The 22,923-nt window shown below is 64.3% G+C and carries 15 protein-coding genes; 5 read left to right on the plus strand and 10 right to left on the minus strand.

Features of this window, described 5'->3' with window-relative positions; all coding sequences use genetic code 11:
- The first annotated feature begins 6 nt into the window (after positions 1-6).
- The 4 genes from ACQKEN_RS08040 to ACQKEN_RS08055 all read left to right on the plus strand — a co-directional run bounded on the left by ACQKEN_RS08040 (position 7) and on the right by ACQKEN_RS08055 (position 6,010).
- Entirely contained in the window at positions 7-1,182 is a 1,176-nt protein-coding gene (locus ACQKEN_RS08040; protein ID WP_427684943.1) for an HlyD family secretion protein, read from the plus strand.
- Entirely contained in the window at positions 1,179-2,744 is a 1,566-nt protein-coding gene (locus ACQKEN_RS08045) for a DHA2 family efflux MFS transporter permease subunit (protein ID WP_427684945.1), read from the plus strand. The genes ACQKEN_RS08040 and ACQKEN_RS08045 overlap by 4 nt, the downstream gene beginning before the upstream one ends.
- 20 nt (positions 2,745-2,764) lie before the next feature.
- Positions 2,765-4,270, plus strand: coding sequence for an efflux transporter outer membrane subunit (locus ACQKEN_RS08050; protein WP_427684947.1), 1,506 nt, complete (start codon positions 2,765-2,767; stop codon positions 4,268-4,270).
- Positions 4,271-4,594: 324 nt separating this feature from the next.
- On the plus strand, positions 4,595-6,010 hold the full coding sequence (locus ACQKEN_RS08055; protein ID WP_427684949.1) for an MFS transporter: 1,416 nt from the start codon (positions 4,595-4,597) through the stop codon (positions 6,008-6,010).
- Between the two features lie 398 nt (positions 6,011-6,408).
- Here the strand turns inward: ACQKEN_RS08055 and ACQKEN_RS08060 are convergent, their stop codons facing one another.
- From ACQKEN_RS08060 to ACQKEN_RS08100, 9 genes are all read right to left on the minus strand, one after another.
- Complete coding sequence (locus ACQKEN_RS08060) at positions 6,409-11,685, minus strand: DUF4011 domain-containing protein (protein ID WP_427684951.1); 5,277 nt, start codon at positions 11,683-11,685, stop codon at positions 6,409-6,411.
- Positions 11,686-11,864: 179 nt separating this feature from the next.
- Complete coding sequence (locus tag ACQKEN_RS08065) at positions 11,865-13,058, minus strand: ABC transporter substrate-binding protein (RefSeq protein WP_427684953.1); 1,194 nt, start codon at positions 13,056-13,058, stop codon at positions 11,865-11,867.
- On the minus strand, positions 13,055-14,059 hold the full coding sequence (locus ACQKEN_RS08070; protein WP_427684954.1) for a CobW family GTP-binding protein: 1,005 nt from the start codon (positions 14,057-14,059) through the stop codon (positions 13,055-13,057). Before ACQKEN_RS08070 ends, ACQKEN_RS08065 begins: the two co-directional genes overlap by 4 nt.
- Positions 14,056-14,355: a hypothetical protein gene (locus tag ACQKEN_RS08075; protein ID WP_427684956.1), complete on the minus strand. Its 300-nt coding sequence runs from the start codon at positions 14,353-14,355 to the stop codon at positions 14,056-14,058. Before ACQKEN_RS08075 ends, ACQKEN_RS08070 begins: the two co-directional genes overlap by 4 nt.
- A 34-nt stretch (positions 14,356-14,389) precedes the next feature.
- On the minus strand, positions 14,390-15,136 hold the full coding sequence (locus ACQKEN_RS08080; RefSeq protein ID WP_427684958.1) for an SDR family NAD(P)-dependent oxidoreductase: 747 nt from the start codon (positions 15,134-15,136) through the stop codon (positions 14,390-14,392).
- Between the two features lie 62 nt (positions 15,137-15,198).
- Positions 15,199-15,960: an SDR family NAD(P)-dependent oxidoreductase gene (locus ACQKEN_RS08085; protein WP_427684960.1), complete on the minus strand. Its 762-nt coding sequence runs from the start codon at positions 15,958-15,960 to the stop codon at positions 15,199-15,201.
- 10 nt (positions 15,961-15,970) lie between these two features.
- Complete coding sequence (locus ACQKEN_RS08090) at positions 15,971-17,311, minus strand: MFS transporter (protein ID WP_427684961.1); 1,341 nt, start codon at positions 17,309-17,311, stop codon at positions 15,971-15,973.
- Between the two features lie 27 nt (positions 17,312-17,338).
- Positions 17,339-18,220 carry a polysaccharide deacetylase family protein gene (locus tag ACQKEN_RS08095; RefSeq protein ID WP_065988813.1) on the minus strand — a complete coding sequence of 294 codons (882 nt, stop codon included), beginning with the start codon at positions 18,218-18,220 and terminating at the stop codon, positions 17,339-17,341.
- Positions 18,220-19,632, minus strand: a complete 1,413-nt coding sequence (locus ACQKEN_RS08100) for an amidase (RefSeq protein ID WP_427684964.1) — start codon at positions 19,630-19,632, stop codon at positions 18,220-18,222. The genes ACQKEN_RS08095 and ACQKEN_RS08100 overlap by 1 nt, the downstream gene beginning before the upstream one ends.
- A 322-nt stretch (positions 19,633-19,954) precedes the next feature.
- Here ACQKEN_RS08100 and ACQKEN_RS08105 point away from each other — a divergent pair, with 322 nt between their 5' ends.
- Positions 19,955-20,956 (plus strand): GntR family transcriptional regulator, encoded by a 1,002-nt coding sequence (locus tag ACQKEN_RS08105; RefSeq protein WP_427684965.1) that lies wholly within the window; start codon positions 19,955-19,957, stop codon positions 20,954-20,956.
- Between the two features lie 534 nt (positions 20,957-21,490).
- On the opposite strand, the gene ACQKEN_RS08110 is transcribed toward ACQKEN_RS08105, so the two are convergent.
- A complete protein-coding gene (locus ACQKEN_RS08110; protein ID WP_427684967.1) occupies positions 21,491-22,909 on the minus strand; it encodes an efflux transporter outer membrane subunit in 1,419 nt (472 codons plus the stop codon).
- Between the last annotated feature and the right edge of the window lie 14 nt (positions 22,910-22,923).

A 22,923-nucleotide genomic window follows, 5' to 3' on the forward strand; every position in this document is an offset into this window, starting at 1 on the left:
TTCGCCATGGACACCCACGCCACGTCTGTAGCGCAAGCTGCTACCCGTCCCAGTCCTGATCCCGTCAGCGCGTCCGCTGCAGGAACCCCCGCCACCGGCACGCCACCACCGGCCTCCCGGCGCAAGAAGGTGCTGCGCCTCGGCCTGCTGGCCATCGCCGTGGTCGGCGCGCTGGGGTATGCCAGCCATTGGTGGCTGACCGGGCGTTTTATCGAGGACACTGATGATGCCTACGTCGGCGCCGACACCACCGTGATCAGCGCCAAGGTGCCGGGCTACATCAGCGAGGTTGCGGTGCAGGACAACCAGTTCGTCAAGGCCGGGGATCTGCTGGCGCGCATCGACGTCCGCGACTATCAGGCGGCGCTGGCCAAGGCTGACGGTGCGGTGGCGGCGCAGCGAGCGACGCTGGTCAACCTGGATGCGACCGAGCAGCTGCAACAGGCAATGATCAGCCAGGCCAAGGCGCAATTGGACGCCGCCGACGCCGAAACACAGCGGGCCAGCGACGACCACACCCGCTATCAGAATCTGGTGCGCACCCAGGCGGTCTCAGTCGAGAGCGCGCAACGGGTCGACGCCACCTGGAAGACTGCCCGCGCCGACCACGCCCGTGCCGAAGCCGGACTGCTTGGCGCTCGCCGGCAACTGGACGTGATCGAGAGCCAGCGCGGCCAGGCACGTGCGGCGCTGCAACAAGCCCAGGCCGAGCGTGATCAGGCCCAGTTGAATATCGGTTACACCGAATTGCGCGCACCGGTGGACGGTTATGTCGGCAATCGCCGCGCCCGGCTCGGCGCCTATGCCGCCGCCGGCAGCCAACTGATCTCGGTGGTCCCCGCTCAGGGGTTGTGGATCGATGCCAATTTCAAGGAAGACCAACTGGCGCGCATGCAAGTGGGCCAGAGCGTCAGCGTTCGTGCGGATATTCTCCCGGGCCGCGAATTCCACGGCCACATCGAAAGCCTGGCGCCGGCGACCGGCGCGCAGTTCAGCGTGCTGCCAGCGGAAAACGCCACGGGCAACTTCACCAAAATCGTCCAGCGAGTGCCGGTGCGCATCCGCCTCGACGGCACCGACGCACGCTTCGGCGCCCTGCGTCCGGGCCTGTCGGTGGTCGCGAAAATCGACACCGCCCAATCGCCTGAGCAAAAGGACGTTGCCGTGGCGGTGCAGCCATGAACACGCCGATGCCAACCCTGAGCACGTCGCAAAAGGTTGCCGCGTTCGCCACCATGTGTGTTGGCATGTTCATCGCACTGATCGATATCCAGATTGTCTCCGCATCCCTCAAGGACATCGGCGGCGGCCTCTCCGCCGGCGCCGATGACACCGCCTGGGTGCAGACCGCTTATCTGATCGCCGAAATCATCGTCATCCCCATGTCCGGCTGGCTGTCGCGGGTGATGAGCACGCGCTGGCTGTTCGCCGTGTCGGCCGCGGGTTTCACCCTGACCAGCCTGCTCTGCGCGCTGGCCTGGAACATCCAGAGCATGATCGCCTTCCGTGCCTTGCAGGGCTTCCTCGGCGGCTCGATGATCCCGCTGGTGTTCACCACCGCCTTCATGTATTTCACCGGCAAGCAGCGGGTGATCGCCGCTTCGACCATCGGCGCCATCGCCTCGCTGGCGCCCACCCTGGGCCCGGCGGTTGGCGGCTGGATCACCGATATTTCTTCCTGGCACTGGCTGTTCTACATCAACCTGGTGCCCGGCCTGTTCGTCACCTTCGCCGTGCCCATGCTGGTCAAAATCGACCGGCCGAACCCGAGCCTGCTCAGGGGCGCGGACTACGTCGGCATGGCGCTGATGGCGGTGTTCCTTGGCTGCCTGGAATACACCCTGGAAGAAGGCCCGCGCTGGAACTGGTTCAGCGACAGCACCATTTCCACCACAGCGTGGATCGCGGCGATCAGCGGCGGCCTGTTCATCTGGCGTTGCCTGGAAATCAAAGAGCCCATCGTCGATCTACGCGCCTTGAAGGACCGCAATTTCGCCCTCGGCTGCCTGTTTTCGTTCATCACCGGCATCGGCATTTTCGCGACGATTTACCTGACGCCGTTGTTCCTCGGCCGAGTGCGCGGCTACGGCTCCCTCGACATCGGCCTGGCGGTGTTTTCCACGGGGATCTTCCAGCTGCTGGCGATCCCGGTCTACGGCATGCTCGCCAACCGCGTCGACCTGCGCTGGATCCTGATGTTCGGCCTGGCCCTGTTCGCCCTGTCGATGTGGGACTTCTCGCCAATCACCCATGACTGGGGCGCCAAAGAGCTGTTGCTGCCCCAGGCCATTCGCGGCTTTGCCCAGCAGATGGCGGTGCCGCCCGTGGTCACGCTGACACTCGGTGCGCTGGCGCCCGACCGGCTCAAGCTCGCTTCCGGGTTGTTCAACCTGATGCGCAACCTCGGCGGCGCCATTGGCATTGCCGCCTGCGCCACCGTGCTCAATGACCGCAGCAACCTGCACTTCCTGCGCCTGGCGGAGAACCTCAACACCCGCAACGAGCCGATGAACACCTGGCTCGAACAGTTGACCGGCAGCGCGCAGACCCTCGGACAGAACAGCCTCGACGCCAGTCAGGTGGCGCTGCGGCAACTGTGGGCGCTGACCTGGCGGGAAGCACAAACCCTGACCTACGCCGACGCTTTTCTGATGATCATGGCCTGCTTCGTCGTCGCCACGCTGATGGTGCCGTTGATGCACAAGGTCAAGCCGCCGCAGCAGCCCTCTGCCGACGCCCATTAATGACATTCGAGGATTTTTCGATGAACACCTTGCTCCCCGTCATGCGGTTTCCCCTCGCGGCGCTCACTCTCGCCCTGGCCCTGGCCCTGGTGCAGACCGGTTGCGCCGTCGGCCCTGACTATCAACGGCCCGAGGATCAGGCAGCGGCACAGTTCATGGCCCAGGATGCCTTGCAGCATCGCGACGGCAGGCGCCCGGCGCCGGCCCTGGAAAAATGGTGGCTGGGGTTCGACGATCCGCAGCTGACGCGGCTGATCCAGACGGTGCTGGCGCAAAATCTCGACCTCGCCGCCGCCATGGCCCGGGTCGATCAAGCCCAGGCCGTGGCAGCGCAGGCCGGCGCCATCCGCCTGCCCCAAGGCAGCCTGGACGGCCAGGTCGTGCGGCAGCGTCAGTCGCTGGAAAGCCCCCAGGGCCAGTTGGCCAGTCATCAGCCCGGCTACGACCGTAGCCAGACCCTGAGCACGATAGGCGCCGGCGCCAGTTGGGAACTGGACCTTGCCGGCGGGCTGAAGCGCGGCGAACGCGCGGCGCTGGAAGATGCCCAGGCGGCGCAGGCCAGTCAGGCCAGCGTGCGGGTGTCGGTCGCGGCGGAAGCGGCGGATGCCTATCTGCGCATCCGTGGCGCCCAGCAGCGGATTCGCGTGGCAGAGCAACAGATCGGCAACCAGACCGACCTGCTCGGTCTGGTCGACAAGCGCCTCGGTCAAGGCATTGGCACCCAGCGCGAAGCGTCCCAGGCGCGAGCGGTGTTGCAGCAGGCGAAAACGACGCTGCCACCGCTGCGCACCGAACTCGCTGTGCAATTGAACCGCCTCGATGTGCTGATGGGTGCCGCCCCTGGCACTTATGCACGGGACCTCGCCGGCAACACGCCCCAGGACGACAGCTACAAGGTGCCGCAGATCCCGGCCGACATTGCCCCCAGCCAGATGCTGCGTCGGCGCCCGGACGTGATCGCTGCCGAACGCCGATTGGCCGCCAGCAACGAACGCATCGGCCAGGCCACGGCCGAGTTCTATCCCAAGCTTTCCCTCGGTGGCCTGCTGGGTTTCAACAGTTTGCACGGCGGTTCGCTGTTGACCGATCAAGCGTTTCAGCCCCAGGCCATGCTCGGTTTGCACTGGCGGCTGTTTGATTTCGGCCGCGTCGATGCCGAGGTTGCCCAGGCCAAAGGCGCCAATGCCCAGGCCCTGGCCGAATACCGGCAGTCCATGCTGCGCGCCAGCGAAGACGTCGAGAACGCGGTGGTGACCCTGGTTCAGCTGGAAAGCCAGCGGCAGGATCTGGCGCTGGAAATCTCCGCGCGTCAGGCCGCCCGGCAGGCGGCGAGTGAAGCCTATCAAGGCGGCGCCGTGAGCCTGATCGAAGTCCTCGACGAAGACAGCGAACTGCTTCGCGCCCGCGATCAGATGGCCCAGCTCAACGCCAACGACGCCCGCGCGGCGGTCGCGACCTTCCGGGCGCTGGGCGGCGGCTGGGAGACTGGCAATACGGAGCTGTCGTTAACTTCCGGTGCGCAGTAGGGCCTCTTCCCGGCTAGAGTCGGTCCCCCTGTTAACACGCGTCCGCTACCACGCTCTGCGTGGTCATGCCCGTCAAGAGGGTTTTCGACAGATACAGATCTAATCCAGCCATTGCCTGGCTACCGTGATGGTCCATCGCGCCCATCGCACCCCGCTGTTTCTGCGAGAGGGCAGCGCATTACCGGGATGACATCTGAAGCGTAAGGAGGCATGGGAGGGAATTGCTTCGCTTCCAAACATTGACAGCCTGCTGAAACGCTCACTATACCTACAGCGTTGTACGACGACAGACGATCCATCCCTCCAATAATAAAAAGTGATGCCATGATCCCGAACGAGTCTACCCACCCACAGAGCATTACCCAGGCGGCCACCCGGTCCGTCGGCAAATACCGCTGGACGATCTGCGCGTTGCTGTTTTTCGCAACCACGGTCAATTACCTGGACCGTCAGGTGCTCAGCCTGCTGGCGCCGGAGCTGTCCACGACGTTTGGCTGGAGCAACACCGACTATGCCAACATCGCCTCGGTGTTTCAGTTTGTCTATGCCATCTCGATGATTTTCGCCGGGCGGCTGGTCGACAGGATTGGCACCAAGACCGCTTTCGTGGTGGCCATCAGTGTCTGGTCCACCGGCGCGGTGTTGCATGCGTTTGCGGTGCCACTGGGACAAGGCATTGGCGCGATCACCACCGCCCTCGGGTTCGCCGCCCTTCCGGTGTCGATTGCAGGCTTCATGTTAGCGCGGGCCGTGCTGGCGGTTGGCGAGGCCGGTAACTTTCCGATTGCAATCAAAGCGGTCGCCGAATATTTCCCGAAAAAAGAACGCTCGTTCGCCACCGGCATCTTCAATTCCGGCGCCAACGTTGGCGCAATCACGGCGCCCATTTGCGTGCCACTCATCGCGGCATTCTGGGGCTGGGAATCAGCGTTCATCGTGGTCGGCCTGCTGGGTTTCATCTGGCTGGGCGTGTGGATTTCGCTGTATGAAAAGCCGGGTCAGCAAAAGCGCCTGACGGCCGAGGAACTGGCCTACATCCGCAGCGATGAGGTCGAGCCAGTCAAGGCGACCCCGCTGCCTGGCGTGCCTGCCACTAAGGTGTCCTGGTTCAAATTGCTCACCTATCGCCAGACATGGGCGTTCGCGTTCGGCAAGTTCATGACCGACGGCGTGTGGTGGTTTTTCCTGTTCTGGCTGCCCACCTACCTGTCGGCGCAGTACGGGATGAAAGGCCAGGCCATCGTGCTGCCGTTGTTCGTGCTGTACAGCATGACCATGGTCGGCAGCATTGGCGGGGGCTGGTTCCCGAGCTACTTCATGGCGCGCGGTGACAAGCCGTATGACGGCCGGATGAAAGCCATGCTGGTGATCGCGCTGTTCCCGCTGGTGGTGCTGCTGGCGCAACCGTTCGGCTATATCAGCTTTTGGGTGCCCGTGCTGTTGATCGGTGTCGGCGCGTCCGCGCACCAGGCGTGGTCCTGCAACATCTTCACCACCGTCTCCGACATGTTTCCGCAGAAAACCGTGGCGTCTGTGGTCGGCATCGGTGGCATGGCGGGCGGCCTGGGCGGCGTGGTCATGACCAAGATCGGCGGCTGGGTGTTCGACTACTACAAGTCGATCAACGACATTCACACCGGCTACATGATCATGTTCGCGATCTGCGCCCTCGCCTACTTGGTGGCGTGGAGTGTGATGAAGACGTTGGTACCGCGCCACAAAGAGATCACCGACCTTTAATCCGGCGGACGAAGCCAGGCCCCCTGCATAAACCGCGGCTGAGGCAACCCTGTGGGACCGGCTTTAGCCGGGAAGGCGTCAGGCGCCACGCCGCAAAAGTGATGGCGCTTGCACGGGCCTCTTCCCGGCTAAAGCCGGTCCCACTAAAACACCGCGTGCGGTCAGTGGGATTGAGCGTGGACTCGAATGCAGGACCGGCTTTAGCCGGGAAAGCGTCAGACGCCACGCCGCAAAAGTGATGGCGCTTGCACGCGCCTGTTCCCGGCTAAAGCCGGTCCCACTAAAACACCGCGTGCGGTCAGTGAGATGCTGACGATCAGGCGCCTCTGTCACCTCGACTCGTCGGCAGCATCAAGCAAGTACAACAAGGTCTGCTCAGGCTGGGCCAGCGGGTCAACCTAACCCATCGGGGTCTCATTCACCTCGTCCTCAGCCGCAGCTTCAGGTTCCGGCAACCCTGCGAAGTCGACCAGGAGCGGCGCGGCGACGGCCTCTTCGGCCCTTCCGGCAGCGATGTCCCGTCGTGATTGATCCAGCAGATCGTTCAGCGCGACATGCAGCTTTTGCAAGGCCCCCTGTTTATCCACCCACCAGTCGGTGGACCACAGCCTCAGCAGGTTCCAGCCCAGGCCACTGAGAATCGCCCCGCGCACCTTGTCCCGGTCCCGCGCAGTGGCCGCGCTGTGATAGGTGGCGCCGTCGCACTCAACCCCCGCCAGGTAATCGCCCGGGCGATCCGGGTGAACGATGCCCAGATCAATGCGGAAACGTGACACGCCGATCTGCGGGACGACCTGCCAGCCCAGACGCCTCAGCCCTTCGGCGACGGCCTCCTCGAACGGCGAGTCGTAACCGCCCACCGAGCCTTGAACCGCCTCGGCCAGCGCCTTCGGCCCGCGCTGGGCGAACTCGATGAAGTGCTTCAGATCGCGCACGGCCCGCGCGTTGGTGCGGTTGAGGTCAATCATCGACGGATCGAACGAGGTGAACACCAGCATTTCTCGCCGCGACCGGGTGATGGCGACGTTGAGCCGGCGCCATCCGCCGTCCTTGTTGAGCGGCCCGAAGTTCATCGACATCACCGGCGCACCGGGTTCGGTGGGGCCATAACCAATGCCGAGCATGATCAGGTCACGCTCGTCGCCCTGGACCGTTTCCAGGTTTTTGACCACCACCGGCTCGGTCTGGGTGTCCTGGAAGAACGGCTCGATCTGCGGGTATTGCTTGCGGGCCGCGTCCAGCAGGTCGTTGATCAGCTTCTGCTGATCGGAGTTGAGGGTGATGATGCCGATGGAATACCCCGCCGCCACGAACGCAGGGTCGGTAAGGCGCTTGACGGTTTCATTGACGATGGCTTGGGCTTCGGCCTGGTTGTAACGCCCCTTGCCTTTCGCGTACACGCCCTCGACCTTGCGCCACTCGACCGCACTGGCGCGGGTTTCCGCCGCCGGGAAAGTGATCAGGTTGCTGTCGTAGTAACGGTGGTTGGAGAAGGCAATCAGGCTTTCATGGCGACTGCGGTAGTGCCAGCTCAGACTGTGGCTCGGCACCCCTGCCCCCAGGCATTCGTCGAGGATGCTTTCCATGTCTTCGGCGGTGTCGTCGTCGCCGGCATTCGGGCCACGGCTGAAGAAGTTGGTCGGAGGCATCTGCCGAGGGTCGCCGGCGATAATCACCTGCTTGCCCCGGGCAATCGAACCGATGGCGTCCCACGGCGCGATCTGCGACGCCTCGTCGAAAATCACCAGATCGAACGGCGGCTGATCGGCGGGCAGGAACTGCGCAATCGACAACGGGCTCATGAGCATGCACGGCGCCAGGCGATTCAGCGCATCACCCATCTCGATCGCCAGCTGCCGGACCGGTTTGTGCCGGCGCGACTTCTGCAATTCATGCTTGAGAATGGCAAAGCCGCTGCTCTTGGGAATGTCATTCTTGGACGGGATCAAGCCGCAGAGTTTGGCGCGGATATAGCGCACGGTCAGTTTCGCCAGCTCGTCGTCCAGGCGCACGAAGGCGCCGATGTCACTCATGTGCTCGGCCGCGACGAAATTGCGCAGCAACGGTTCGCCGTCGATGCCCTGGGTCGCGAACCAGTGGGCATAGGCCGTGACGAAGGTCTCCTCGCTGGCAGACGGCAACAGGCTGCCGGCTTCCAGCCCCCGGGCCAGATTCGCCAGGCCAGCCTCGCTCGCCTGTTCGCGCACCCGGCACCAGTCGCACCACGCCTTGAGCTGCTCTTCCTGCTGCTGGATGGCGAGTGACGTCGCCCGAAGCGTCGCCACGCTCAGGGGCATTTCAGTGTTTGTAGCCGCCAGCCCGGTGAAAACGCGCACGGCCGCCTCAACGCGGGACAAAGTCTGCTGCAAGGTCGAGCAGGCGCTAGCGAGTTGCCCACTCGGCGCCAGCATGTCGTTCGCGTCGATCACCAGACGCGCAACGGCGCCGCGCAACGCAACCAGGTGTTCGGGGGATTCGGCCATCCCGATCAGCGTTTTGCGCAAATGCTCGGCCAGGGTCACGGCCTGCAGCGTGCGCACCGGATCGCTGTTCAGTCCTTGCCAGCCAGGGATCGACAGCATGTCGCTGGCCAACCTATCCAGCTCCACGAGCTGAGCCTTAAGGCGCTCAAAAATGGCGAGGTCGCCCACGGTGTCCGGCAGGCCCGCTGCGCCGCCCAGGAAGGCGAGGTTCTTCGCCACCTTTTTCTTGGCCAGGGTCGCCAGGAACCAGAACTTGCCCTCGGCTTCGTGCCACTCAGTGCGCAGTTGCGCGACCGGTACACGACGGCACGCTTCATCGGCGTAATCCAGTGACAGGGTTTCTTCAAGCTCCCGATAGCTCTCGAGCAACTGGCAACTGCGCCGGGCTGCTTCGATGCGCGCGGCAGCATCGGGTGCAAAGGCAAAGGACAGGTTCAGCCCATGGGATTCAATAATCAGTGCCGCGAGATCATGCAGCTGCTGAACCTCTTTCACTTCCGCCACCGGCAACGGCACGTGGCTCAGTGCCAGCAGCCGTTCGCTGGCGGCATTCAATGCATCGAGCGCTTCGGGCACTTCCCGTGCGGCGCTGGCCATCTGTGCCTGCCAGGCGTTCGACCATTGGGTCTGCGCCAGGGCGCCGAATTTGCCTGACAGCTCGCGAGCGGCGCTGCCGTTGAGCCCGAGGCGACGGGCGAGATCCAGCAACCCGGCGTACTCGGCCCCATCGTGTTCAGTGCCCGTATCCCAACCCAGTCTTGGCGTCTGCGGGCTGTGGTCGCGAACCACCCGACCGATCGACTGGTGCAGGGTCAGGCCGTTAGTCCAGCGGCGGTGCAGCACGTCGACCAGTTGATTGAGCCGTGAACGCAGCGTCTGCAACCGAGCGGCTTCACGCTCCCATTCCTCGGCGCTCAACGCCTCACTCACGTCCCAGGCGCGGTCCAGCTGCTTGAGGACTTCGACCTTCGACGTCTTGCTGGAATGCAGCTCCAGACAGAAATCGCCCAGCCCCTTTTCGGCCAGGCGACGAAACACCACGTCAAGGGCGGCGCGCTTCTCGGCCACGAACAGCACACGCCGGCCAAGGGCCAGGTTGTGGGCAATCATGTTGGCGATGGTCTGCGACTTGCCGGTGCCGGGCGGGCCGTCCATGACGAAGCTATGGGTGTTGGCCGACGCCACCACCGCTGCCAATTGCGAAGAGTCGGCCGGCAAGGGTGCAAAGAGCTGAGCCGGCGTGACGGTCGCATCCAGACGCTCGGGCCGGGGGAATTCGGCGGAACCGGAAAATCCCTCACCTGCTGCGTCGGGGTCCAGCAGATGCTTGACCAGAGGGCTTTGCAGCAGCTGCGCCGCGTTGGCATTCAGGTCTTTCCACATCAGGTATTTGGCAAACGAGAAGGTCCCCAGCACCAGCTCGGTGCTCACCTCGAAGCCGGGGACATCGCGCACGGCCCGGCGCACGCTGTTCCAGATGCCGGCCACATCAATGCCACTTCCATCGCTGGGCAGCTCACCGTCCAGCCCGGGAATCATCAGCTCGAAATCGTGCCGCAGCAGCTCAAGCAAGGTCAGGTTGAAACGCGGTTCTTCGTCGAGCAGGCTCAGCGTGACCCCGGACAAGGCGCTTTTACGTTCAAGCTTGACCGGCAACAGAATCAGCGGCGCGGAATAGGTTTTCGGGTCGTCGGCGCTTTTCTTCCACTTCAGGAAGCCGATGGCCAGGAACAGCGTGTTGGCCCCGCCTTCCTCCAGATCGCTGCGGGCCTTGCGGAACAGGTCGATCAGCGTGGCTTCCAGCTTGACCTTCTCCAGACTGGCCAGGACTTCGCCGCGCGCCAGTGCCTGACGGGCCACTTCGTCGACCAGGCTTTCGTTGTTCTGCTGTTCATACAAGGCCTCATCACGGCCGCTGCTTTTCAGATCGGGGACGGCCACCACGCGGATGCGCTGACCGCTGGAGAGCAGGTCTTCAAGGGCCGCCGGATCGGGGCACAGCAGACGCACCCCTTTGGCGCTGTCCGGCAAATGCAGCAGACGATTGCGCGTGGTCAGATCGAGCAGTTTGCGTTGCCACAGGGTGAGTTTTCCGGCCGGGCCCGAGGCGTCTTCATTGATCTCGACATCGAACCCCGGCAGCGACGGCGCTTCCTCCAGCCCCTCAATCACGGGCGGAGCATCGTCGGCGCCATCGACCGGGACGGCTGATACCAGCGCCATCGGACGAATCTTCTGCATCCGGGCGCGGTGCAGGTCGATAGCCATGATGAACTGCTCATCGTCGAGTTCCCGCTCGGCGGCGGCCACCGCCCGGGAAAAACTCGGCGCCGGCGCCTGGGTCGCGAGGGTTGTCTCGAAGACCAGCATTTCTTTCAAATCGAGACGCTTGCGCACGGCCGACGCTTCATCGGTCAGCAACTGGGAAAATTCCTGAGGCTGCAACCAGACGCCAGCGAACGCATGGCCCTTGGTCATGACCAGCAACGCATTCAACCCGGCCTGTTCCAGCGCAGCCGCGAACAGCAACGCGGTGTCGAGGCAGGTCGCCACGCCGTTTTCCAGCACCACACTCGGCGTTCGGATTTTCTGTCCCTGCTGCTCGAAACTGGCAGGCGGCAACGCATAGCTCAGTTGAAAGCTGCACACCCCCGACCAGATGGCGGAAGCCAGCTCCCAGGTGCGGGTGCGGGATTTGCTTTCGTAGCCGTCGATGCCGTCCTTCTTGCCGGCACGGCGCAGGACCTGCGAGGCGGCTTTGAGCACCCGGTCCACTGCGGGGTCGTTGGGCATGCAGAACGCGGCGAGCAACTCCGGCATCGCGCTCAACCCGCCCCATTCGGTGCGGGCGAGCAGTTCGGTGGGGAAGCGCTGCTCGACGAGCACAGCCTCGCCCTGGGACACGCGCATCACCACGTCGGCGTTCAGGCTTTCCGTCAGGCCGGACAGGTAACCGGCGTTCAGTTTGATGTCGCGATCAGAAATGCTGAGGCGATCACCGGGATGGATGCGGTCAATGTTCCAGCTTCGGCTTTCAACGAAGTCAGGGTCAGTGCTTAAGGTCAGTACCAGGTTTTCAAGGGTGGTGTCTTCCTGGTTCCAGAGGCTCAATTCGCGCACGAGGGGAACGGCATTCTGGTGGGAGGCGAAGCCGATCTTGCGGGCGATCAGCGCGTCAATCTTGATGTTCATTCACAGGATCCTGAAGCTACGAGCGCTGGCCCCATGAGGAGCGCGCCAAATGGCGCCTATAGTCCATGACTAATCGATACTTGTGAATGTGTTTCTCGGTGAGTCGGTCGGCTTGCCACAGTGTCAGCGTGCCAGTGCTGCGGTCCGCAAAGCCCCGGTTCACCGCCTGCGCAAGCGCCTCACTGCCTGCGGGAGCCTTTGCTGCCGGCCCGCGAGATATCCCCCCAGCGGCGCACCAGGTAGTTGTGTTCGTCCATCACGGCATTCCACACCGCGATATGGCCCATGCGCTGCTCGTAGGAGCCGCCATCGCGCACTTCGCCGATGTCGATCAGGGGCAAGCCGTCGCTGCCCATCAGTTGTTCGCGGGCGGGCAACCCCGCGTACCAGTAATCCCACTCGGCCGCTGTCAGGTGTTCGCGGCTGCGGGCCGGGTTGCCGATGTAATAACCCTGGCGGGCCATGACCGCGCCGGGCCAGCCGGACAGCCACCAGTTGAGATACGCGTAGGCCGCATCGAGTACCGCGCCCTTGGCATGGCGCGACAGGGACAACCCGCCGAACCAGCCGCGATAGCCCTCGCGCGGGACGGCGACGCGGTATTTCACGCCGGCGCGATGCAGGCGCACCAGGGTCGGCGACCACAAGCTCTGGATGTCGATGGTCGGGTGCAACATCAGCTCCGCCGCTTCTTCATCGTCCGACCAGAACGCGCCGAACATGCCCTGCCCCTGCTTGCGCACGAGAATGTCGGCCAGCACGTCGATCTCTTCGATGCTCAAGTTGCCGATGTCGCGAAACTGCGCCAGCCCCGCGCCTTGCACGGCGAGCGCGGCGTCCAGCGCGCCGATGGCCGCGTCACTTTGCAGCGCCACCCGCCCGCACCAGGCCGGATCGACCAGCCAGCCCCAGCTTTCGTCTGCCGGACTGAAGCCGGCGGGCAGGCGCTCGGGGCGATAGGCGAAACTGTCGGCGTTGTGGGTTAAAGGCAACATGCTGATCCGTTCACTCACCGCGCTGCCGAGGCTGCCGTCGTGCTGCACGAACAGGCGCTCGCTGGGCACGCTGCCGCTGCCGAGCCGGTCACTGGCCGACAGCCTGCCGCGTTTAGGGAGGTCGTTGATCTCGTGCCACAGAGCGACACGGCGCGTGTCGATGGGCTGGATGGCCCGCGCGGGCCAGACGAAATCCACGTTGTGGAACCACTGGTCATAGAGGTCGTAACTGTCGGGCTGCATGACCGCGATGCGCTGGGCGGTCTGCACGTCATGCACCTGATAGACCAGCTTGATGCCGAGGTCTTCTTCGGCGCGAACCCGCAGGGATTCAAGCAGCGTCACCGAGGTGCCCAGGACCCGCAGCGTCACCGTCATGCCAGCGCTTCCCGGGGCAACGGCGCCAGGCGTTCGCTGAACACCTCGAACGAGCGGCGCAGCAGCGCGGTGTCCAGCCCGCGCACGATAAACACCAGCCGCGAACGATGATCGTCGCCGGGCCATTGCGGCAGGTGCACCGGCGCGTGCAGGCAATGCTGCACACCATGAATGACGACGGGGGCGTGGCTGTTGTTCACGTTAAGCAGTCCTTTGACGCGCAGGATTCGTTCGCCGTGGCATCTTAGCAGCATGGACAGCCAGACCCCGAAGGCGACCCAGTCCAGCGGGCGTTCGAAGGTCAGGCAGCAGACCTGGGCCTCGCCGTGGCGCGCGGGGGTCGAGCGAACACCCATCAGCTGCCAGCGGGCGACCTCCTGCGCGGGATCAGGGCTGTGCAGCCCGTCACCGAGCAGCAGTTGATCGCCGCTCTGAATGGCATCCGTTGTCAGCACCGGCGCAGGATTGATCGACTGCAAACGACGCTGCAGCGTTCGCAGCGCCTCGTCATCGGCGAGGTCGGTTTTGCTGATCAGCAGCCGGTCGGCAGCGGCGACCTGGGCCATCCATTCCGGGTGCAGGCGTTCCTGCAGCGCGGCATGGCTGGCATCGACCACGGTCACCACCAGCCCGATATGCACCCGGCCGCGCAGGTGCGGGTCATTGTTGATCGTCGCCAGAATCGGCGCCGGGTCGGCCAGCCCCGTGGTCTCCAGCAGAATGCGTCGGAACGCGGGCACTTCACCTTTTGCGCGGCGCTGTAGCAAATCGGTCAACGCGTCGCGCAATTCGCCGCGAATGGAGCAACAGACGCAGCCGCTGGGCAGCAGGACGGTGTCCGGCGCTACCTCTTCCACCAGCAGGTGATCGATGCCGACGTCGCCGAACTCATTGATCAGCAGCGCCGTGTCGCCGAGGGTTTCGCCCTGGAGCAGGCGTTTGAGCAAGGTGGTCTTGCCGCTGCCGAGAAAACCGGTGATGACGTTCAGGGCGATGCTCATGGGTGCTGCTCCAGATGGTCCAGCAGTCGTTCATCCAGTGGGTCCAGCGGGCGCCCGATCAATTGCTCGGCCCGTTGCCACAATTGGTCGAGGCCGCTGGCCAGTTCCTGCTTGCCGGTGGCGCCGAGCAGCAGGTAGGACACGCCTTGAAAGTCTTCGACCTTCAAACGAAACGGCGTCACCACTTTGTTGATCGCGGCAATCCGGCGCAGGCGTTCGCGGCGACGGGGTAATTCGTCGCCCAGCGGATCGCTCCAGTGCACATCTTCGCCCAGCAGGCCGCAGAGTCCACACATGCTTATTCGCTCCTGTGTTATTCGTTTCCGGGAATCAAGGCATCACATCGCCGGAATTCGGCCCCAGGGTCTGGCCGACGAACAGATTGCCGCCCGGCTCGCTGGCCAGCAGCACCGCGACGGGCGCCACTTCTTCCGCCAGACCAAAGCGCCCCAAGGGCAGCTCGGCCGCCTTGGCGGTTTTCCACGCGCTGCTGATGCCGGCCACCAGCGGCGTTTCGATCGGTCCCGGCGCGATGGCATTGACCAGCACGTTGTCCTTGGACACTTCCAGGGCGAGGGATTTGGTAAAGCCGATCACCCCGGCCTTGGCCGCCGCGTAATGGGTCAGCTCGGCGCCGCCCTTGATGCCCAACTGCGACGCGACGTTGATGATGCGTCCCCAGCGCTGCGCCAGCATGTGCGGCAAGGCGCGCTGACTGGCGATGAACACGCTGGTCAGGTCGACGCGCAGCATGTCGTTCCACATCTCCAGGGTCAGATCGACACAACGGGCCTGGGTGAGCATGCCGGCGTTGTTGACCAGAATATCGATGCCGCCAAAGTGCTGAACGCAGGCATCGACGCCGGCCTGGGCGCCCTCGACGGTGCCGACATCGGCGACGCTTTCGACCACCTCGGCGCCCCGTTCGCGGCAGCGCTGGGCGGTGTTGGCCAGGGTGACGGCGTCGCGGTCGGCCAGGATCAGCCGCGCGCCCTCCTCGGCATACGCCCGCGCAATGGCGGCGCCGATGCCGCTGCCTGCGCCGGTGATCACCGCGCGCTTATTGACCAGTTGCATCGTGTTTCCTCTTTCAGTCTACGGCTTGTGGCGCAATCAACAGCAGCGCAGATCTGCTCTCCCTACTCCGGCCAACGCACGGTCAAGCCGCCATCGATGACGATGCTTTGTCCGGTGAGATAACTGGATTCCTCGCTGCACAGGAATCGCACCAGTGAGGCGACTTCATCGGCCCGACCGACACGGCCCGCCGGGATGGCACGGGCCGCTTTGGCAAGGCCCTCCGACCCCAGTGAGTTTTTGCTGTCCAGCGATTGCGGCGTCTCGATCAAACCCGGAATCACCGCGTTGCAGCGAATCCCCCGGGGCGCCAGTTCCACCGCCAGTGAGCGACACAACCCTGGCACACCGGCTTTGGCGGCGGCGTAGTGCGAGTGGTCCTGCCAGCCATAGACGCCCCCGGCAATCGACGAAATGGCCACCATGGCGCCGCCCTCGTCCATGTGCCGGGCCGCCGCGCGGAAGGTGCGCATCACGCCGGTGAGGTCGACATCGAGCATCTCGTTCCAGCGTTCGTCGGTCATCTCCAGCAACGGCGCGCGGCGCAGCAGGCCGGCATTGGCGACGGCGTAATCGATCCGGCCGAAGCGGCTGATCGCCTGCTCGGCCAGCGCATCCACCGACGCCGTCCGGGTCACGTCCAGTTCGGCCATCAGGCATTCGCCTCCGGCGTCGGCGACCATCTGCGCGGTGATCTCCGGGTCATGGGGGTCGGCTGGATAATAGCCGCCCACCACCGCGACGCCCTTGTGCGCGAAGGCCACCGCCAGGGCCTGGCCGATCCCGCTGGCGGCCCCGGTAATCAACGCTACTCTGCGAGTCATGTTCAGTTCCTTATTTGAGCGTTTCCGGGCGCACGTGGCGGGCGGCGAACATCAGTACACCGGACAAAAAGCACGGCACGGCACCGAAATACAGCGCCGAGGTCTGCCAGTCGCCCCCGGCGCTCAACACCGAAGTCGCACCAAACCCGGCGACCACGGCGCCAATCGGGCCCATCGCGTGGATGATCGCGCCACCGGTGGCGCGGATGCTGGTCGGGAAGCTTTCGCTGATGAAAAACAGGGCCGCAGAATACGGACCAATCAGGAAGAACAGCCCGAGGCTGTACAGGCCGACCACCGTGGGCATGTTGCTGGGGCCGAAGAGCATGCCGGTGAAGGACAGACCGCCGAGCATCCAGCCCAGGCCGATGACGTTGCGCCGGCCGATCTTGTCGCCCATCCAGCCGTGGCTCAGGTAACCGCAGTAGCCCACCAGGTTCGACAGCACCAGGATGATCAGTGAGTTCTCGAAGGAGATGTGATGCACGCTGACGATCACGGAAGTGCCCAGCACGCTGAACACCTGAATCGCCGCCCAGTTGAGCAGGATCGCCGCGCCAATCACCAGCGTTGCCCGGCGCGAGGTGCCCCGGAACGCTGCGCCGATGCCGGCGGTGCGGTGCTCTTCGTAATCGACGCCGTAGGTCATCGCCACGTGTTTGGCCTGCTCGGCGTCGCCGGCCTTGCGCAATTGGGTGATGCGCTGGTGAATCTGGAACTGCGGGCTCTCCTTGAGCTTGCGCGCCATGAACGCAATCACCAGCGCCGGTATTGCCGCGAAGACAAAGCAGCCTTGCCAGCCGATTATCGGCAACAGCACGGCGGTCAATCCGGCGGCAATCAGCGCGCCGACCGGCCAGCCGCCCTGCACCAGGCTGTAAATGAAGCCACGGCGCTTGGCCAGTCTCGGGTCTTCCGAGGCCGCATAGATTTCGCTGAGGTACGTGGCGTTAACGGTTTCTTCGGCGTAACCCAGCCCGCTCAGGGAGCGGATCAGGATCAGCGGCGACTTGCCCCATGACCCGCCCAGCGCCGTCAGCGCCGAGCAGATCGCGGAACCGGTCACTGTAAAAATGATGCCCATGCGTCGGCCGAGACGATCCACCAACGGCCCGATGGCCAGCGCGATGACCGCCGTGCCGACCGCGGCCCAGGTGGCGATCTCCGCCTGCTCCGCTTCGCCCCATTGAAAGTGCCGGCCGATTTCCGGCAGCAAGGTGCCGAACAGGATGAAGTCGTACACCGCAAATACCCAGGCGAAGAAGGCGATCCAGGTGGCGTAGCGCACTTCTTCGGACGTCAGTTGCCGGGGTTTCCAGCCGGTCAGATCAAGCTTGTTGTAGATGGACATGGGTCACGCCTCGGAATGAAGGGGCAATCAGCTGTGGCGAGGGTTACGGCGGACGAAGTCATCGGCGATCTCGTCGAAGGTGACGAACTTGACGCCGGCGTGGCTCTGGATGTGCTCGATGAGACGCTCCAGCATCAGCAGCACTTGCGGGCGACCGGAGACGTCCGGGTGGATGGTCATGGTGAACACGGCGTGCTCGTGCTCGCGGTAGACCCAGTCGAACTGATCGCGCCACATCTCTTCCAGATGCCGCGGGTTGACGAAGCCGTGGCTGTTGGGCGCCTTTTTGATGAACATCATTGGCGGCAGGTCATCGAGGTACCAGTTGGCCGGGATCTCCACCAGGTCGGTTTCCTGACCGCGCACCAGCGGTTTCATCCAGGTGTCGGGGTGCTGGGTGTAATCGATCTTGGTCCAGCTGTCCCCCACGCGCACGTAGTACGGATGGAAGTCGTTGTGCATCAGGCTGTGGTCGTACTTGATGCCCTTCTTGAGCAGCAGCTCGTTGGTGACCTTGCTGAATTCCCACCACGGCGCGACGTAGCCGGTCGGGCGTTTGCCGGTCATTTGCGTGATCAGCTCGATGGACTTGTCGAGGACGATTTCTTCCTGCTCCGGCGTCATGGCGATCGGGTTTTCGTGGCTGTAGCCGTGCACCCCGATCTCGTGGCCGGCGTCGAACACGGCCTTCATCTGCTCGGGAAACGTCTCCATTGAGTGACCGGGCACAAACCAGGTGGTGCGCAGGCCGTAGCGTTCGAACAGCTTGAGCAGGCGCGGCGCACCGACCTCCCCCGCGAACAGGCCACGGGAAATGTCATCCGGCGAATCCTCGCCACCGTAGGAGCCCAGCCAGCCTGCCACGGCGTCTACGTCGACGCCGAAGGCGCACAAGATTTCTTTAGCCATCATCGTTCTCCAGTGGAGTTATCGGATTCTTCGTTTCGGGACGTGCGCAGCGCGGCCTCAACGGCCAGTGCAGCGCGCAATAAACGGGAGTCTTCGCCGCTCGGCGCGCTGATCAGCAGGCCGGTGGGCAGCCCAAGCGCGTCGCAGCCGCTGGGCAGCGACACGCCCGGCATGTCCAGCAGACTGCCCGGCATGGTCAGGCGCAACGTGGCGAGATTGGTGCGGGTGAACAGGTCATCGTCGCTCAGCAACGGGGCGAGCGGCGGCGCTACATGGGCCACGCTCGGGGTGATCAGAAAGGCGCCATCGAGTTCGTCGCTCATCTGTTGCTGAAGACGCTCGCGGGCGCTGTAGAGGTTGATCAAGTGGCTGGCCGGGAATGCCCGCGCCGCTTCAAGACGGCGGCGTACGCGAGGGTCAAGTTGCGCGGCGGCATCGCTGTCGAGCAAGGGCTGATGCAGGGCGAAGGCTTCTGCCGCGCCAATCCAGCCTTGCTGCTGGATCAGATCAAGCGTGGCCTGAAAAGCCGGCGAAGGACGCACCTCGATCAGCGCGCCCTGGGCCTGCATCGCACTCACACAGCGCAGCAGGTTGTCGCGCACGGCGGGCTCGACGCGGTCGTCCTCAAGAACCGCCTGATCGACCCGGAACCGCTGACCGGCCAACGGGCGCGGCAGCAGAGCGGTCGGCTTTGTGCGACCCCGCAGGATGTCGTCAATGGCCACGGCATCGCGCACGCTGCGGGTCAGCGGGCCGAGGCTGTCGAGGGTGTGCGCAAGGGGGAAGACGCCGTCGCGGCTGTAGCGCCGGCAACTGCTGCGAAAACCCACCAGGCCGTTGAAGGCGGCCGGAATGCGGATCGAGCCGGCCGTGTCGGTGCCCATGGCGACCGGGACGATCCCTGCTGCCACCGCCACCGCAGAGCCTGACGACGAGCCGCCCGGAATGCGCGGCTGGTCATGCCCGAGGGGATTATGCGGCGTGCCGAAATGGGGGTTCAGGCCCAGGCCCGAGTAGGCGAATTCACTGAGGTTGGTTTTGCCGACGCTGACCATCCCGGCCCGTGACAGCAGGCCGACGCTCTGCGCATCCAGCAGCGCCGGCGCATATTCACGGCGCAGCGCAGCGCCTGCGGTGGTCGGGCTGCCGGCCACGTCGAACAGGTCTTTCCAGGCGATGGGCACACCGTCCAGCGCGCTCGCCGGTTGCCCGGCCTTCCAGCGTGCCGCCGAGGCTTCTGCTTCGCGTCGTGCCCGGGGGGTGGATAGAGAGATGAACACGTCATCGACTGCGGCGGCCTTGTTCAGCACCGCGTCCAGGGCCTGCACCGGGTCGTTCGTTCCGTTGGCGAACGCTTCGGCCATTGCCAGCGCATCGGCGAGTGTCGGATCCGGGAAGCGGGCGTTGGACATTTCATCTACCCTTTAATGTACATATTCGGAGAATGTACATTTATAGAAGGCAGAAAGCGTGCCAGAGTCGGCGTGCGCTCATTCATGAAGCGATAGATGCGCAAGGCGCCAGGCCAGGATTACCGGGCTAGATGCGTTGACGGGATTTGACGACGGATCGAAGGGCCAGATTCTCGAGCGCGTGCCATCTGGAATGGATATTTACGCAAAGGTACGTCTTAGTGCAAAAAAGTAACAAAGGCTCCAATACCGTGCGTTCTGACGTGTCCCGCAGTGACGCTCTGTCTTGTGCGAGAATCGCCGCCCCCCTTCCGAGAAGTGTATGAAATCGATGTCCGCCGAGGATTCCCGCACCGCGTCCCGCTACGCCACGATCCGACAGGTCCTGCGCGATGCCATCGTCAACGGTGACGTGGTGGAAGGATTGGTGCTGCTCGAAGCGCCGCTCGCAGAGCTGTTCGGCACCAGCCGGGTGCCGGTGCGCCGGGCGCTGGACCTGCTCCATGAAGAAGGCCTGATCAGCCGATTCGATGGGCGCGGTTATCTGGTCAACCCCAACGGCGTCGATGTGCAGCCCATGCGCCTGGCCCTGACCCATCATCAACTCGGCCTCGATAGCAGTGAAGAACTGGTCGACACGCGCCCCCTCGGCGAACGGATTTTCGAGGAAATCGGCGCGGCGTTATCGACCTGTATCGCGTTCGGTCATTACCGACTCGACGAGCAAATCGCCGCCGAACACTACGGCGTCAGCCGGGCCGTGGTGCGCGAGGCGCTGATGCGTCTGCGTGATCGCGGGCTGGTGGAGAAAGAACCCTACTCCCAATGGCTGGCCGGGCCGCTGACCGCTCGGGAAGTGACCGAGGATTACGAGCTGCGGGCCTGTCTGGAGCCCGAGGCGTTACGTCAGACCGCGCCAAGCCTGAGCCGGGACGACCTGGCCGCCATGCTCGCCCGGGTCGAAGCGGCGCAAAACAGTGCACAGTGCAGCCTGGCGGACATCGAGCGACTGGAAGAAGACCTGCATCACCACTGCCTCGCCGGCATCAGCAACCGCAAGATTGCGACGCTGATCCGCCAGGGCCAGAGCCCCATGATCATCAGCCGGATTTTCTACAGCCAGCTGGGCATCGGCCCCGACGAAGCGATGCTGGCCGAACACCGCTTGATCCTCGAATTACTGCTGCATGGCGCATTCGATGCCGCCGCGCTGAACCTCAAGGAACACCTCAACCGCGCCCGTCAGCGGATGCTCCAGCGGCTGAAAGTGTTGTCAGTGCTGCCCGAGCAGCCCGTCCCGAAGTATCTGACCCGACTCAGTTGAGGCGTGTGTACGCCCGAGATTCCGGGTGCTGCGCAGATCCAGTGTAGGAGCGCGCTTGCCCGCGAAGGCGTCGGTACAGACGTTAAAAATGCGTCGGATGTACCACCCATTTCGCGGGCAAGCGCGCTCCTACAACAGCTTTTCGTCGGCCAACATTTCAGGGTAAGACGCAAAATCTGTAGGAGCGTGGCTTGTCCCGCGATCGGCTGCGAAGCAGTCGTTAAACCTGGCGACGCCAATGCTGCCGACCCTCCGCATTCATCGGATCACCGCCGCTGCGCGCCAGATCGCGGGACAAGCCACGCTCCTACAGTGGCTCTGCGTTGGCCTGGATTTCAGCGGCTGGCGCAAAAACGGTGTGCGGCGATCCGTGAGATTGGCCGTGAACCGCGCTATTGATAGCGTCCACACCGGCCCTCTTCCCGGCTGAAGCCGGTCCCACAAAAACGCCGCGTGCAGACAGTAGGACCGGCTTTAGCCGGGAAAGCGTCAGGCGCCACACCGCAACATGCATGCGCACGCACCCGCCTGAAATCACTCTGTCACCCACGATCCACCCAGCGCGGCCTGCAACTGGACACTGGTAATCAGCTGCGTGGCCACGAGGTTAAGCAGGGTCTGGCGCTCGTTCAGGCTGGTGGCCTGGGTGGTGGCGACGTCGAGGTAGTCGATGACGCCGGCTTCGTACTGATCGCGACTCACCGCTGCCGAATCTTCCGCCGATTGCGCGGAGTTGCGGCGTGCTTCCAGCTCCGGCTCCAGGGTGCGCAGTTCGACCAGGTAATCCTCGACTTCGCCCAGACCGGTCAGCACCGTCTGGCGATACGTCGCGACTGTGGCGTCGTAGGCATGCCGGGCCTGTTCGACGCTGGCGCGGGTGGCGCCAAAATCGAGAATCGTGCCGGTCAGGCTCGGACCGATCGACCAGAATCGGTTGGGCAGCGAGAACAGGTTGCTCAGGGTTGAGCTCTGGTAGCCGCCACTGGCGCTCAACGTCAGGTCCGGGTAATACGCCGCCGTGGCCACCCCGACCGCGGCGTTGGCTGCGGCCATTTGCCGTTCGGCGGCGGCGATGTCCGGACGACGTTCCAGCAAGCGGCTGGGCACGCCCAACGGCACGCCGGGCACGTGGTACTGCCAGGCCGGGTCTGCGGCCAGGGCAAAGTCCGCCGGCGGTTTGCCCATCAGCAACGCAATGGCGTGCTCGTACTGGGCGCGCTGCCACTGCAAGTCGAGCATCGAGGCCTGGGCGCTCTGCAATTGGGTTTTGCCCGTCGCCAGATCGGCCCGCGAGGAGATCTGCTCGTCGTACTTGTTCTGGATGATTTGCAGATAGCGCTCGTAGCCGGCAATGGTCTCGCGGTACAGCGTGATACGTCGGTCCAGCAGGCGCAGCTGGAAGTAATTCTGCGCCAGCGACGATTGCGCGCTGAGGGTGGCGTTGGCCAGATCTGCCGCACTGGCCTGTGCGCTGGCGCGGTCCTGTTCGTTGGTGCGGCGCAGTCTGCCCCAGATATCCGCCTCCCAACTCAGGTCCAGGGTCGCCGAATGCACCTTGCTCACACCCCCTGCCCCGCTGGAGGACGAGCCGGTGGCGGACTCACTGCGGCTGCTCGCCCCGGTGCCGGTCAACGTCGGGAATTCTTCGGCGCGGGACTGACGCACCAGCGCCAGGGCCTGCTGGTATTGCGCGGCGTAGACCGCGACGTTCTGGTTATTGAGCTGCACCTGAGACACCAGCGCGTTCAGTTGCGGGTCCTGATAAAGCGCCCACCACGGCCCTTTGGGCAACTCATCCTGCGGGCTCGCCGCTTTCCAGCCCTGGGCTTCCTTGAAGGTGGCGGAGATCGGCGCACTGGGTTTCTGGTAGTCGGGGCCGACCATGCAGCCCGTCAACAGGGTGCCGGTCAGCAGCAGAGCGATGGACAGACGGGACGGCAGCGCAGCGTTCATTCATTCAACCTTGT

It is taken from the genome of Pseudomonas sp. NPDC078416 (assembly GCF_050268485.1).
In the GTDB taxonomy this organism is placed as follows: domain Bacteria; phylum Pseudomonadota; class Gammaproteobacteria; order Pseudomonadales; family Pseudomonadaceae; genus Aquipseudomonas.